The organism is Alteromonas sp. AWM4_230 (genome assembly GCF_056158305.1).
The window spans coordinates 2,864,087-2,877,545 of the sequence record NZ_JBSWTB010000001.1; the positions used below are offsets into that span (position 1 = coordinate 2,864,087).

Genomic DNA, 13,459 nt, shown 5'->3' on the forward strand with positions numbered 1-13,459 from the left:
CTCCTTTTAAATGCCTAACACAAAGATGCCTGTCTTGTTTAAACTAGTTTAGTCAACTTTTAAGCTTAAGGCTTTAACCAATTTGTAACATGATGTCTTTAGCGATTACTCTAGGCCTTTGAACCTTTTTAGTACCTTTTTATTGGGTATTTGACAGTGTTGTGTACCACCAAAAAGCTTGATGCGATTACGAGCAAAGGCTTTATAGAACAGGTCTCTAAATGTTCTTGGTAAAACTCTGAATATGCCGAACAAAAACCAGAAACCACTTAAATCTTTGGCGATTTCAAGTGCTGCGTCTGACCACAGAAAGACTTTCCCGTTTTTAACCAACATGAAAGTATCAACACCTACTGTATCGACTTTATAGCGTTCTATAACCTCCTGAGCGTAAGTTGACTGCATTGGGGAGAAAATAAAGCGTTCCATTTTGTCGCGCTTCAAAATGAATGCGACAGCTCCGTTACAGAAGTTACACACTCCATCGTAAATAATTAAATCTTTTTCTTTCAATGAATAAGCCCAAATAATATACCGCTGCGCGACTACATAAAGATGCCTGTCTTGTTTAAACTTCGTAAACTTCGAAATTAGGACAACATGCTGGACCAGCGCTAGAGCACTAACCGTCCATTATTGATGAGGCCGATAAAAAGCCCAGTATATCCCGCGACTACCCCCAGTAAAATGCACGCTCTACTCAAGTTAGGGTGCCAAAATCTCCTGCGGGATTTTACTCCCTCGTCAGATTCAATAAGCAACTGAGAACGTCTACTCAAAACATAAAGTCCTGCAGAAAAAACGGTAAAAGCACCAATCGGCGCTGCGGCGCCTTTGGTAAATTCATAAGCCGCAGACAGAAGTATACCGCTTAATAAGATCCAAACTATGGTTAAGTTGCGCAGTTTGAGCAACTGCTTCTTTTTGCTCTCGGAGTGCATGTTCCTAAGTGGAAATCGCGCACTTAGAAAGACCACAACAGCCGCAAAGGCTGACGCAATAGCCGCGCCACTCAGCAGCCAATTCCACTTTGTCAGACCCGTTGCAGTTGCACCACCTGTTGCAGTTGCAGCCGAAGCCGGTGCACTCACCGTTAGGTTTGCCAACGTCATTGTGGTGAAGGTCACCGCTGGTGCCGTTGCATAGATGGCGCTTCCCATTTTAGTTAATGCATCTTGCTTCAACACCTTTCTTGCCCGCGACAAATTCTTGCGTACCGCAGCTTCTGAAATCGATAGCAGTTCAGCAACTTGCTTGCTGGACATCTCCTCCCTGTAATACAAAAGAACCACTTCTCTTGTCTCTTCGGGTAGATTGTCTACGAGTTGTGCTACCACTTTTTTCATCGTATCAGTTTCGTAGTACTCTTGAGGTTCTTGATCCTGCGTACAGTAAGAGGCGAGTAATTTATCGGCCTCGTCACCACCAATACGTTTGGAAAGCTTGTTGTCTCTTATGTAGTTAAGTGCTGTATAGCGGGTAGATTGCCTAACCCAAGGTAAAAAGCTATTTTCACTTTTGAGCGAGTTCAGGTTTTGCCAACAATTGATGTAGACCAACTGTGCCACTTCCTCACTGGCATCTACATCTTTAATAATAGAAAGGGCTAAACTGCTAACCATATTCCGCGTGTGATTAATTAACCGTTCAAACGCTTTGAGATTGCCAGTCTTAGCTTCGATAACATCAGCGGCGAGCGTATTCATGTTGCCTTCTCTCCTTTCCTTAGATTACATGAAGCTTGCTATCTGCGACGCCACCCACTCTGGAGACTCCCACATCATAAAGTGCCTGGCATCTCTATTCATCAAAAGTTTTGCTGTCGGTGCCTGAGAAACCTGTTGTTGATACAAGCGCTCAGCAAATTCATGTTCTTGCTCGCTGGAAAATGCGCCACTTGCACCTAAAACCAATATAGGTGTTTGCGTTGTCGTAAGATATTCCCGTAAATCCGTGGTCATTAACTCACTAATCGCAATACCAACGGTACGTGGATCTGAACGCTCTGCCATTGCCAATATTTTTTCCTGAGCGTCTTCGTTCCTAGCTTGGATATAGACGCCATTGCGAGTGCTTTCCCGTACCTGTTCTGGCGAGAGTGCGGCATAATACTGTTTCATTTGTTCAGCACGTTGTCGCATATCTTCTGCCTTAGTCTGAGGATCACGGGTGAAAATAGGTGCTAAGAATGGCAACCCATCAACGGAGACCACTTTACCCACCGCTTGAGGATAATCGACAGCGAGATTGAGAGCAACAAACCCGCCAAGGCTATGTCCTACTATAAGTGGCGCTTGTAAGTCGTTGTCGGCAATATAGCGGGCTACCTCGCCCACTACCCGGTCAATAGACCAGTTCTTTATCGGCGCTGAACCGGCAAAACCGGCTATTGATATCTGGTGCACCTGGTGTGCTTGTTCAAACTGCTCTGCAAAATCGTCCCATACAGAGCTGTCTGACATAAGCCCAGGAATAAAAATAATAGCGGGCCCCTTTCCTTTTTGTGAAGCCGTAAAGGTCTCTTGGGCTGCAATAGAAAAGCTGGCTACAAGAAAGCCAATTAGCAGACCAATTAACTGATACTTGCGATAGTGTTTAGCGAGGTGTTGATTGATAGTTGTCATGTGATTAATGTCCTTTTTACTTAGTGTTATTACTTAGTAACCACAGACGACAAAAGTGTGACTAACTTTTTTAGGCAATATTACCTGAGAGCTTAGCTAGACGATGTTGATCCTTCTCTGTAAGGCAAGACCAAAACTTAAAATGACAGGCATAACGAAACTGAAAACTTAACATGAAAGGCATGATTAGTAGAAAAATCAAAAATCAAAACTGTCCCCTCGTACACTTTCTTTAATCTAAATCCCTATCCAAACTGCTGAACAAGTAAATCAGAGTAAGAAAGTCGCAATGCCTAAAGCCCGAAAGTCTCAAATTAGTTTATCGGATACGCCCTATTATCACTGTATTTCCCGCTGTGTACGTCGTGCCTTTTTATGTGGCGAGGAAAACGGTAGAAGTTTTGAACATCGTCGCCAATGGGTAGAAGACCGTATTCATGTTTTAAGTGAGGTGTTTGCAATTGATGTATGTGCTTATGCGGTAATGAGTAATCATACGCATCTGGTATTGCACGTAAACAAAGAGAAAGCAGACGCACTAAGTACAGAGGACGTGATTCAACGATGGCACAAACTGTACAGGGGCACATTACTCTCGCAGCGCTACATGTCACCAGATTCACGTAAAGACTTACATGAAATCCAAATTAAAACGGTGGAGTTAACGGCTGAAGTATGGCGTAAAAGGCTATTTGATATCAGCTGGTTTATGCGTGCACTAAATGAATACATTGCCAGGGCCGCAAATAAAGAAGACAACTGCACAGGGCATTTTTGGGAAGGACGTTTTAAATCTCAAGCGCTATTGGATCAGCGGCCCTTGCCGCCTGTATGGCTTATGTTGATTTAAACCCAGTACGAGCAAAGATGGCCAAAACGCCTGAAACATCGGACCATACCAGCATTCAATACCGTATTAACGCAGCTAAAGTAGGCAAAACACCGAAAAGACTTATGCCTTTTGCAGGCAATCCAAGGCAAGAGATGCCACACGGTTTACCTTTTACTCTTCCAGACTACTTACAGCTTGTAGATATAACCAGCCGATATATTCATCCAAATAAACGCGGCAAGGTTCAGCATAACCTGCCCCCTATTTTAGAGCGTCTCAATATTGAACACGAACATTGGATAACTTTAACGACGCAGTTTGAAACCTGCTTTAAGCACGCCGCCGGCAAAGTGACTCACCTAGAGCAATACGCACACAATCAACATCTGCAACGGGTTCAAGGCCGACAAAGTGCAATGCGCTTACTTGGTTAGCTCTACCGCTTAGTAGATAGCAAGACGGACACAAAATGTATATTTCTGCACAAAGATTTCTGCCTCGTTAACTAGAAGGCATTTTTACAATGCGCATCCGCATGCGTATACTTGATATGTACGGCCATTTGGAGTAATTGCATGCAAGATTTATATGACACCCATGCCCCAAAAAAAGCGACTAATTTAAGCTTAAACAGTGACTTATTGCAAAAAGCTAGAGACTTGAAAGTTAACCTGTCTGCAACCTTAGAACAGGCACTTAAAGACAAGTTGAAAAGCGTTGAAGAAGAAAGATGGAAAAAAGAAAACAAAGCTGCCATCGCTGCGTACAACGAGTTTATTGCTGAGAACGGCTGTATAGGTGATGAGTACAGGAACTTCTAATGACACAGTTTGATGTTTACAGAAACCCAAGCTCAAAAAACAAATAAAGCTTACCCTTTTCTTGTAGATGTTCAGAACTCTGTAATTGACCAATTAGCAACAAGGTTAGTTGTACCGCTTACAAAGAATAAGACTAGAAATAGTCTTTACATGAAAAACCTAACGCCGGAGATAGAATTCGAAGGCGAGACATACCTATTTCTGACTCAACAACTGAGTTCCATACCCGAAGATGTGCTAAAGGACTCATCGGTTCTTTGGACCAATCCCGGGAATTGCTAATAGGTGCAATAGACTTTGCTATTACTGGAATATAGCTTTCTATAACAACTCAGATAGGTGGGTATACAGAAACATGCCTGTCTTGTTTAGTTTCACGCGTTAAGCGCCGGCCCCGATACTACAAGTAACCTGCTTTTTGGTACTTTTCATACCCTGCCCGAGTCAATTCCTTGAGCTTTTGAAAGAGTCTGGCATCTGTTGCTTTAAAATTAAAGCAAGATTTGCCTTGCATTCGTTTTTGAAGCTCTGGCGATAGACTTTCTAATAATTCTGGAAATACATAAACGGGCATCAGATGAAAGCTGACATAATTCTTATTGATTTTGACTGAGCCAAAATACATTGGCTTCTTGTTTTTCATAACGTGATGCGTGTTCAAATAAAAATTATCGGGATTATCAGTGACCACGACCATGCCATTGGAATATGGAGTCAGTATATCTTTGAGATGATGAAAAACTTCGTCTGGATTATTCACTTTTTTAAAACCTCAAGAGAAAAGAAATAGGACACGCACAAAATGTATATCTCGATAAACAAAAAAGACTGTCTTGTTTAGTCGCTTTAGTCATTGCCAGCGCAATGCCAAAGCCCACTATATTTTCAATAGCCACAACTTTGGTGTGTTCAGGGCCCTGATATTTGACGCCATATTCCCAAGCACTTTGAAAGTAAAGGATATTAAGAACGCCAAGAACGGCCACTAAAGCCAAGACAATTCTAGGGAAGTGTTCTGACTACACAAACACACAAACATGCCTGTCTTGTTTAGTAGTATAGTCTTTTTAGTGTAAAAAAATGACTGTCTTGTTTTATGATGGTTCAGACTGAACAAACTCTTTCGATTTTGGCCATTTCATTCCATGAAGGTTAAACATTCTGAGAGCACCTAACGCCTCAATAACCGGCGCAGCTTTGCTGCGTCCGGCGCCGAAGGCGCGTAGTTGATTGACTTGTTATGAGTTGCCACTACGGAAGCTCCCCTAGATACGGAAATGCGCACCACGACAGCAATACGAATAATGTGAGATTTGCAGCATATGCCAGCGGTCTCGACCCTTTAGCTAATGCAGCGATAGATATTGCCAGCGCAATGCCAAAGCCCACTATATTTTCAATCGCCACAACTTTGGTGTGTTCAGGGCCCTGATATTTGACGCCATATTCCCAAGCACTTTGAAAGTAAAGGATATTAAGAACGCCAAGAATGGCCACTAAAGTCAAGACAATTCTAGGGAAGTGTTCTGACGAAGATGAGAGTTTAAGTACCGATAGGTAAAGTGCTGGAGTGACGAAAGGGAATAGAATTAAGGTAATAAACGCAACAAGCACAATCGGTAGAGGCATTGGAACCCAGACGTTGGGCACACCACCTAACACGATAATGCCTGATACTGCTGCCAATAATGCAGCCCCACCATACATCCATTGTTTATGGGATAACTCCATGACTCTCCTAGGACTCATAACAGTTTACTCGTCCCCAAACAGTCATGCTAATCCACACCATTTTGGGGCACTTCTCCTTTTTCCTTCTTACAACTCTAAACCATAACCTACAGAGAAATAAAGAAAAAACCGTAATGTCGTTTTTCGCTCATTTATTAAAAACACCAAATCGACATGCAGATGATTTCGGGGTATTTAACGCTACACAAAGATGCCTGTCTTGTTTAGTCATTGTTTAGTCAATGGGGTTACTTCAACTCTCTATCAATTTGAATGGGGTCTGTTTCCCACTTTTGTGCTCTAAGTTGGGTCGGTGTTTTTCCATAATGCTCCTTTATGGTGCGACTAAAATGCTGAGAGGTCTTAAATCCACAATGCTGTGCCACCTCAGACACAGATAAACCGGTATGTTGTAGTTGATCTACGGCATTTTCAATGCGAATGTGCCAGAGATAATCCGTCGGCGAGAGACCCATTTGTGTCTTAAATAACGTTAATAAGTAATTTGGGGTGACGCGAGCAACTCTTGCAAACGTCTTCAGGTCACATGCTTGGGCGTAATTCTTAACAATGTAATCTCTGGTTTTCCGTACGCAAACCGATAAGCATTTATCAACTTCGGCTAATTTTACTAACCGAAAGTATTCATAAAATGCAGCCATTCCAAGTGTATTGCGTACATTGACATCATCTACATTCCCTTCTAGAACCAGCTTACTGCCGTGTTCCAGCAACTCTAATAGCAAAAGTGATGGTGCGGTTGATAACGGCAGAGCTTTTATCTCAATCCGTTTTTCTGGGGGGAAATCTAAGGCACCTGAATGGCACCACATCACTGAACTTCCCGGTTCAAATTCGCCTTTAAATAAATACGAATTGTAGATAAATACTAACTCTCCTTTTTTAAACGTGTAGATTTTATCATCGCTCTGATAGCGAACTATACCTTCTAGAATGTAAGATAAATTAATATGCTCTTGTTCAATAGGTCCATAATCCCCGCCCAAGGGGTAATGTGATTTCCCAAAAACAAAGATCTGCTCATTCAATTGCATAGATACTTACCTAAAAATTTAGCTATTTGTGGACAGAAATTATGAGGATACACTTATTCACCTAGTAATTCTTGCATCAAGAGATTCGTAATCTCAGACACATAATAGCATGCTGTTTTGGGAGTGCTTGGTATAAATGTTGATAGTTGTTAGTACAGTTTTACTGTGAATAGATACCAACTCTGGCAATCGATGATTTAGATATCAGAGTTATTTACAATTACTAAGGACATCACCATGGATAGCTTACAGGCATTGATGGCAGCTCTTCCTAAAGCAGAGCTTCACCTTCATTTGGAAGGCTCCGTCTTGCCAGAAACCCTTATAGACCTAGCAAAGAAAAACAATGTTCAATTGCCAGATTACAAAGAACCAGCTGATTTATATAAATTCGATAATGACTTAGCTGCATTTTTGACTGTCTACAATTTAGTATGTGAGTCAATAGTGGATGAAAGTGACTTTGAGCGAGTTACCTTTGAATGTTTGGCCAATTGCAACAAAAACGGTGCTCGTTACGTAGAGTTATTCTTCAGTCCTCAAGCCCATTATCCCCATGGCGTGTCCTACCTCACGTGCTTAACCGGAATACGAGCTGGCCTTAAGCGCGCCTACGAAACTTTTAGCATTGAATGCCAGCTAATTCCTGGTATTAATCGTGAAAAATCACCTGAAGAAAATCTGGCGTTTTTGAATACGATTTTACAGTATCCCTGTGAAGAAATTGTAGGTATCGGTCTGGATTACTATGAAGCTCCCTTTCCCCCTGAGTTGCATACAGAAATCTTTAAACGGGCTAAAAAAAACGGGCTTAGATTAACCGCTCATGCAGGAGAGGCAGGACCTGCGAGTAATGTTAAGGCCTCAGTGGATATTCTTGGCTGTGAACGCATAGATCATGGCTACCACATTGTTGATAATCCAGAGATGTTAACTGACTTTGCTAATCGAAATATATTTTTCACTGCATGCCCAAGTACATCAACTATCACAACACGCTGGCACGATTTAAGCGATGATAATCATGCAATTAAACGCATGATCAACGCAGGCTTGAAAGTAACGATAAATTCAGATGATCCTCCAATGATGGGCACCAATTTAACCAACGAATATATGTTAATGGTGAAGAAAATGGGCTTTTCCCTCAGTGATATAAAAACCTTTATTTTAAATGGTGTTTTGGCGGCTTGGTTATCCGAAGACAAAAAAGAAAAATGGTATAAGTCATGGTCTGCTGAAATTGATCGTTTAATCGCCGACTACACTCATCTACATGATACTAAAACAAAATCAATCGCTAAATAACACTCAAAAACTATAGGAAGTTCAATGCTCAATAACAAATTATTTAGCAGCAATGTCAGGTCTGAATTTAATGCATTTCTTACGTTTTTTTTCGACATTGTAGTAACCATGTTTGTACTCGTTGGCTTACTATCTTTTATTGGTTATCCACTACTATTTATCATTGAAAACATTGTGCCCGCGCTTGCAGTTGGGGTACTTGTTGGCAACGTTATATACATACGCATGGCAATCGCCCTAAGCAAGCAAACAGGCATAATGAAAACGGCACTACCACTAGGAATTGATATTACTAGCGTGGTGGCAATCATCTTTCTGGTGATAGCGCCGTCTCTTCAATTATTCAAACTAAAATTCGACGATCTTGATACTGCACTTCGCTACAGTTGGTATGTGGGTATGGGGGCATCACTTTGGTTGGGAATTATTAAGTTCGCTTTAGCCTTTTGTAGTGAAACCATGCGCCGTTTCATTCCCATTGCTGGCACTTTAGGCTCTATTGCTGGTGTCGCATTTGTTTGGCTAGGAGCTAACCCTGTTTTATCGGCTTTTGAGGTGCCTATTGTAGGCTTTCTATCGCTAATAATTTGCCTAGTCAGTTTAATGGCCCATGTAAAACTTCCTGGTGGCCTGCCTGGAACACTTGCCGCAATGATCGTGTGTATTCCCTTGTATTATCTCGTTGAAAGCTGGGGTTTTATACCTGAACATCAGCGTATTATCTTAGATAGTAACGAAATTTTAGGGCTACATATTCCTATATTGCAACTTGGTAGTCTTCAGCATCTATTTGGTAATACATTGGGTTATTTGGCAATCATCGCGCCCTTGGCTATCTTGGTGTCGGTAATAGCAACCAATATTGTGGCTGCGGCCAAGCACTCTGGTAATGATTACTCTTCCCGTAATGTGTTACTTACAGACGCTGCAGCCACGTTTGTATTAGGCCTGTTTGGAGGCATTGGACAAACTACGCCATATCTTGGGATCGAAACCTATAAGCGTATGGGGGCTGGCCATGTCTACGTTATCCTCACTATTATTGCGATGCTTATCGTTTGTTTAAGCGGGCTATTAAACTTAATGCTTAGTTACATACCTGCAACCATTTTTTTTCCTCTTCTGGTCATTGTCAGCATCGATATAGTTAGTCTGGCATTTGCGAGTTCCAGACAGTCAAACCATTCCCCAGCCATTGTTGTTGCCATGGTGCCTGCGGTAATGAACTTACTCTATATAAAGATTGATGAAATCATGACTACACTGCATTTCGGTATGCTATCCGTCCAAAATAAAATAGATACCGCAATGGCAGGTGGATTACCTGACACCTTAAAATTTGGACTACACACGCTGTTATCTAGTGAATGGTACAACAGTTATTACGCACTTCGCGTACTCTCTCAAGGTTACATTTTAACTGCCATCTTATGGGGTTCTACCGTGGCACTCATGATGGATAAACGGTTACGTGAAGCGTCACTATTTCTAATTATTGGTGGACTACTTTCTCTATTTGGAATTGTCCATTCTGTCGCGCCATCAGGGGCGATGTATTTTCCTTGGCAATTGCCTACTCATATTGGTGAGAGGTTACTCTCAATGCCTTATGAAATTGCTGCGGCCTACTTAATAAGCGCCATATTTTTATATGGTTTGTCGTTTCAAAAACAGCAATCGTATTAACAGGCTCTAATATTAAGCTCTTGAACCATATAGTTATTTTAATAACCTTAAGATAGGAATGATTTTGATGAAAATCCCTTTGATTGATTTTAGTTCGTACGATGAAACGAATGAGGAAGCAATAGCAACGATTGGAGAGCAAGTTAGTCGCGCACTAACCGACATTGGGTTTATGGCGGTAACTAATATTGGTATAGATGATGATGTACTGGCGAAAGAGTTTGCAACTAGCAAAGACTTCTTTGCGAAAAGTGACATAGAAAAAGAGAAGTTTGCGTATACCAGTGCCGCAGATAATTTCGGTTACCACGGCATGCTAAAAGAAAAACTAGACCCACTTAAACCTGCGGATTTAAAAGAAACCTTTACCATGCGCGCGCCATTTAAATATGCGCAAGATAAAACGTGTTGGCCATCTCCCGAGTTCCGAGATAACAGCATTAGTTTCTACCACGATTTGATTGCCTGTTCTAATAAAATTCTTACTGTTATAGCGTCAGCGTTAGATGTCGAACCGAACTATTTTGTAAAGTGCTTCAACCATGAGAATGTTTCTTTACGATTACTTCACTATCCATCGGTGGGACCAGAAGTTAACCCCACACAACTGGGGGCTGGCGCACATACCGATTACGGTATTATTACACTGCTATTTCAAGATAGCGTGGGAGGTTTAGAAGTGAAAGACAAAGAGGGTAAATGGCAAGCAGTAGATTATGTTGAAAACGCTATTATCATTAATACAGGTGACTTGATGGAGCGTTGGACGAATGGAAAATATAAGTCTACTCTACATCGCGTCCAGCCAAAAATAGGTCAGCAAGAGCGTTTTTCAATAGCTTTATTCATGGACCCTGACTCAGCAACAAATGTTGAAGTTATTGAAAGCTGTACTAGTGAAAGTAACCCAGCAAAATATCCCCCTATTACCGCTGGAGAACATATCCAAATGAAACTCTTGGCAACCCATACCTAATAAATAATGGGGTCAGAGTCTGAGGTATCCCCACAAATAAAATAACGATATCAGTGAGATAAAAAAGATAGGAACATTCATGACGTTTGGTGATCAGATCAATCGCCAAACTTCACCGAGGCCAAACAGTCATGAATGCCCTATCTATTGTGAATAATGTCGTATTACTTGTCAGCTATAAAATGCATAAAACTCGTCGGAACGCGGTAACAGCGTGCGTCAAAAGCTTGCTCTACGGAGAAAAGATATATGCCTGTCTTGTTTAGTACACACAAACATGCCTGTCACATTTAGTCTTTTTAGTGTAACGAAAGATGCCTGTCTTATTCAGTCTTCGGAGGCTCATATGTGTTATATTTTTAATGCCTGTGGAGTGTTTGACTACACCCCACAGGACTTTTTACAGGTATCCAGCAATGTGTGCAAGAGCTAAACACAAGCCAGTAAAGGCCGTGATAACTTTTGCTACATCAACTTTAACCTGAATGCTGAGTTTGGTAGACATGGCGTTAATCCAATTTACCGACTCAACCGGTTGAGTCATTAAAGACTCGAACTTATATAGCGCCTTGCCGGGCGCTTACCCACTACCTATCGCGAATCGGCTTTGGGCGGCAGCTACAAACTATCTCAGTTATTCATAACAGGGTTGCGATTATTACGCGACTCGACGCGATCAAGTTATGAGTCCGAAATAGTTCTCACCTTCAGCAATCGGCTAAGATTGCCAACGGAGGCCAGCAAGCCTCCTACTTTAAGCAAGCTAACACGGTCAGCTTACTCGCAGATTCAATAAAAATATAACAGTTTACTCGTCCCCAAACTGTCATGCTTATCCGCACTACTTTGGGGTACTTATCCTTTTTGTCTAACGACTTTAACCCACAACCGACAGAGAAATAAAGAAAAATCCGTAATGTCGTTTTTAGCTCATTTATTAAAAACACCAAATCGGCGAGCGGGTGCTTTTGGTGTATTTCACGCAAGACCAGAAAAGAAATATGCCTGTCTTATTAAGTATATTGTGCAAGTGATAGTTTGCTTTTCATGGTGATTCCGTATATCCACAAACATGCCTGTCTTATTTAGTTCCACAAGGTTAGTCGTACCGCTCACAAAGAATAAGACTAGAAATAGTCTTTATATGAAAAACCTAACACCGGAGATAGAATTCGAAGGCGAGACATACCTATTCCTAGCTCAGCAAATTAGTTCCATACCCGAATATGTGCTCAAGGACTGCATCGGTTCTTTAGCGCAATCCCGCGAATTGCTAATAAGTGCAATTGTCTTTGCTATTACTGGAATATAGCCTTCGATTTCAGACTCCGGCACGTGGACATTACGGCGTAATGTGGCCAAAAACGTGCACAAATGAGCCTGCCTTATTTAGTCTACTCCATCCGTGAAACAAATATGCCTGTCTTGTTTAGTATTAGAGCAAACCCACCGAACACCAAGAAAGTAATAAATAGTGCGAACAAAGCAAAGAACTTATTATCCGCAGAACTACTTTCTACTGAATTGTGATTAAATATGACTGACTCCATGTCTTAAAGCTGCCTTTTTTAAATTATTTTAGTCTACACGCTTTCGGTACATCATTTAGCACATAAAGAGCGTATCTTTCGTATCGTGCATTAAAGTAACCACAGGGCGCGCTCGTATTCAAACTTCCTGAAAGAGCGCTAACATTTTTAGTGCTTGCTGGCTCCACACATTCTTTCTGAGGCCATATCCCAATATTCTTGTGCCGTTGACATTCCCATTTCGTCCCTTCGCGTATTTATTTTCTCTATGTCTTGAACTGGAAAAGGTTTAAAGGTACTACCCTCACATTTACCTTGTGTTCCATAGAGTTGAGGCGTGTGAATTCTGTCATAAAGATATACGTAGTTACCTGGGTCAATCTCTTTAGTTAAGGCCAAAGGACGCATCATCGACAGCATATTTTTTTGTAACTGAAGGTCGTGGTCTGCGTGTTGCACAATAATCCACGCCGCTTGAGAAGCTTCTTTACCTACCATCTCTATAGTTGGCCAGCCAAATTCTTCAACTATCTCTTGGACTCTTTGAGATTGCTTTGCGCTAAGCACTCCAAAGTTTAACTGAGTTTTACCGTGCAATGTGTCTTGATCGAGCTTCATCATTTCAAGTAACTCAGCGCGCAAATCGGAGAACTCTTCATTAGCGTATGAGGGATTGCTTAAGGTTGTTATACAAGCTATTAAATATAAATACTTCATCTGTCTCTTCCATGAGGATTAAACACCCATTAAGGGTGAATAATGCGGCTAGTTTAAATAATTAAAATAAGCACAAAATTTATAACTTTTTAGCGGAACATGCCTGTCTTTTTTAGCTTTCAAACCGTCATGCTAATCCACACCATTTTGGGGCACTTTTCCTTTTTTCTTCTTACAACT

General features: G+C 41.4%; 14 protein-coding genes and 1 pseudogene. 7 read left to right on the forward strand and 8 right to left on the reverse strand.

Going from position 1 to position 13,459, the window contains the following annotated elements:
* Nucleotides 1–105: 105 nt before the first annotated feature.
* From ACXACS_RS12310 to ACXACS_RS12320, 3 genes are all read right to left on the reverse strand, one after another.
* Entirely contained in the window at nucleotides 106–513 is a 408-nt protein-coding gene (locus ACXACS_RS12310) for a thiol-disulfide oxidoreductase DCC family protein (protein ID WP_474806938.1), read from the reverse strand.
* Between the two features lie 101 nt (nucleotides 514–614).
* The gene (locus ACXACS_RS12315) at nucleotides 615–1,706 is read right to left on the reverse strand and encodes an RNA polymerase sigma factor (RefSeq protein ID WP_474806940.1); all 1,092 of its coding nucleotides are present in this window, start codon (nucleotides 1,704–1,706) and stop codon (nucleotides 615–617) included.
* 24 nt (nucleotides 1,707–1,730) lie between these two features.
* Nucleotides 1,731–2,624 (reverse strand): alpha/beta fold hydrolase, encoded by an 894-nt coding sequence (locus tag ACXACS_RS12320; RefSeq protein WP_474806942.1) that lies wholly within the window; start codon nucleotides 2,622–2,624, stop codon nucleotides 1,731–1,733.
* A 289-nt stretch (nucleotides 2,625–2,913) separates the two neighbouring features.
* On the opposite strand from ACXACS_RS12320, the pseudogene ACXACS_RS12325 reads away from it, so the two are divergent.
* The 3 genes and pseudogenes from ACXACS_RS12325 to ACXACS_RS12335 all read left to right on the forward strand — a co-directional run bounded on the left by ACXACS_RS12325 (nucleotide 2,914) and on the right by ACXACS_RS12335 (nucleotide 4,559).
* Nucleotides 2,914–3,890 (forward strand): annotated as a pseudogene (locus tag ACXACS_RS12325) (transposase).
* Between the two features lie 141 nt (nucleotides 3,891–4,031).
* The gene (locus tag ACXACS_RS12330; protein ID WP_474806944.1) at nucleotides 4,032–4,277 is read left to right on the forward strand and encodes a type II toxin-antitoxin system CcdA family antitoxin; all 246 of its coding nucleotides are present in this window, start codon (nucleotides 4,032–4,034) and stop codon (nucleotides 4,275–4,277) included.
* Between the two features lie 12 nt (nucleotides 4,278–4,289).
* On the forward strand, nucleotides 4,290–4,559 hold the full coding sequence (locus tag ACXACS_RS12335; protein ID WP_474806946.1) for a CcdB family protein: 270 nt from the start codon (nucleotides 4,290–4,292) through the stop codon (nucleotides 4,557–4,559).
* Nucleotides 4,560–4,677: 118 nt separating this feature from the next.
* Here the strand turns inward: ACXACS_RS12335 and ACXACS_RS12340 are convergent, their stop codons facing one another.
* The 3 genes from ACXACS_RS12340 to ACXACS_RS12350 form a co-directional block, all read right to left on the reverse strand.
* Nucleotides 4,678–5,037 (reverse strand): hypothetical protein, encoded by a 360-nt coding sequence (locus tag ACXACS_RS12340; protein WP_474806948.1) that lies wholly within the window; start codon nucleotides 5,035–5,037, stop codon nucleotides 4,678–4,680.
* A 491-nt stretch (nucleotides 5,038–5,528) separates the two neighbouring features.
* Nucleotides 5,529–6,008: a hypothetical protein gene (locus ACXACS_RS12345; RefSeq protein WP_474806949.1), complete on the reverse strand. Its 480-nt coding sequence runs from the start codon at nucleotides 6,006–6,008 to the stop codon at nucleotides 5,529–5,531.
* Nucleotides 6,009–6,256: 248 nt separating this feature from the next.
* Nucleotides 6,257–7,063: a helix-turn-helix domain-containing protein gene (locus ACXACS_RS12350; RefSeq protein ID WP_474806951.1), complete on the reverse strand. Its 807-nt coding sequence runs from the start codon at nucleotides 7,061–7,063 to the stop codon at nucleotides 6,257–6,259.
* Between the two features lie 237 nt (nucleotides 7,064–7,300).
* Between ACXACS_RS12350 and add the strand changes: the two genes are divergently transcribed.
* From add to ACXACS_RS12365, 3 genes are all read left to right on the forward strand, one after another.
* Nucleotides 7,301–8,371, forward strand: a complete 1,071-nt coding sequence (add, locus tag ACXACS_RS12355; protein ID WP_474806953.1) for an adenosine deaminase — start codon at nucleotides 7,301–7,303, stop codon at nucleotides 8,369–8,371.
* A gap of 24 nt (nucleotides 8,372–8,395) precedes the next feature.
* Entirely contained in the window at nucleotides 8,396–10,057 is a 1,662-nt protein-coding gene (locus ACXACS_RS12360; RefSeq protein ID WP_474806955.1) for a hypothetical protein, read from the forward strand.
* Nucleotides 10,058–10,124: 67 nt separating this feature from the next.
* The gene (locus ACXACS_RS12365; protein ID WP_474806957.1) at nucleotides 10,125–11,033 is read left to right on the forward strand and encodes an isopenicillin N synthase family dioxygenase; all 909 of its coding nucleotides are present in this window, start codon (nucleotides 10,125–10,127) and stop codon (nucleotides 11,031–11,033) included.
* Between the two features lie 400 nt (nucleotides 11,034–11,433).
* Here the strand turns inward: ACXACS_RS12365 and ACXACS_RS12370 are convergent, their stop codons facing one another.
* Nucleotides 11,434–11,577 (reverse strand): hypothetical protein, encoded by a 144-nt coding sequence (locus ACXACS_RS12370; RefSeq protein ID WP_474806959.1) that lies wholly within the window; start codon nucleotides 11,575–11,577, stop codon nucleotides 11,434–11,436.
* A gap of 528 nt (nucleotides 11,578–12,105) precedes the next feature.
* Between ACXACS_RS12370 and ACXACS_RS12375 the strand changes: the two genes are divergently transcribed.
* Nucleotides 12,106–12,345, forward strand: a complete 240-nt coding sequence (locus ACXACS_RS12375; RefSeq protein WP_474806961.1) for a CcdB family protein — start codon at nucleotides 12,106–12,108, stop codon at nucleotides 12,343–12,345.
* A gap of 385 nt (nucleotides 12,346–12,730) precedes the next feature.
* Here ACXACS_RS12375 and ACXACS_RS12380 read toward each other — a convergent pair whose 3' ends face one another.
* Complete coding sequence (locus ACXACS_RS12380; protein WP_474806963.1) at nucleotides 12,731–13,279, reverse strand: DUF6624 domain-containing protein; 549 nt, start codon at nucleotides 13,277–13,279, stop codon at nucleotides 12,731–12,733.
* Between the last annotated feature and the right edge of the window lie 180 nt (nucleotides 13,280–13,459).